General features: G+C 29.6%; 1 protein-coding gene. It reads right to left on the bottom strand.

Annotation, left to right across the window (positions count from 1 at the left end; translation table 11 throughout):
• Positions 1-4: 4 nt before the first annotated feature.
• A partial coding sequence (locus tag IE312_RS44840) for a chloroplast envelope membrane protein CemA (protein ID WP_194704713.1) occupies positions 5-358 on the bottom strand: 354 nt, incomplete at its 5' end.

Below are 358 nucleotides of genomic sequence, written 5' to 3'. Positions count from 1 at the left end.
TTTTTTAGTCGTTTATTGCATGATAAATCACTACAAGTGACGGAGATACACGATTTAAATAACGAAAAATCCAATATTTAAAAATTGTATCAAGAATTACTGGAAAGGTAGAAACTAGACCAGATAAAATTTGCTCATAATGAGCAAACCCAAAATCTTTGTAAATATAACCAATCATTAGTTCCCAACCGTGAGGCGAATGGAATCCGATACATAAATCAGTTAATAAAAGAATCGAAAAAGCTTTAATTGTATCACTTAAATTATATAGGAATTCTTGAACCCAAGAATTCAGAATAAAAAGCTTTTCCTTACCCCAAAAGGAATAACCACTTAGAATAACGAAAGATATTAGATT

The organism is Streptomyces capoamus (assembly GCF_014654935.1).
Lineage (GTDB): Bacteria > Actinomycetota > Actinomycetes > Streptomycetales > Streptomycetaceae > Streptomyces > Streptomyces capoamus.
This window is presented reverse-complemented; position numbering and strand designations above follow the sequence as displayed.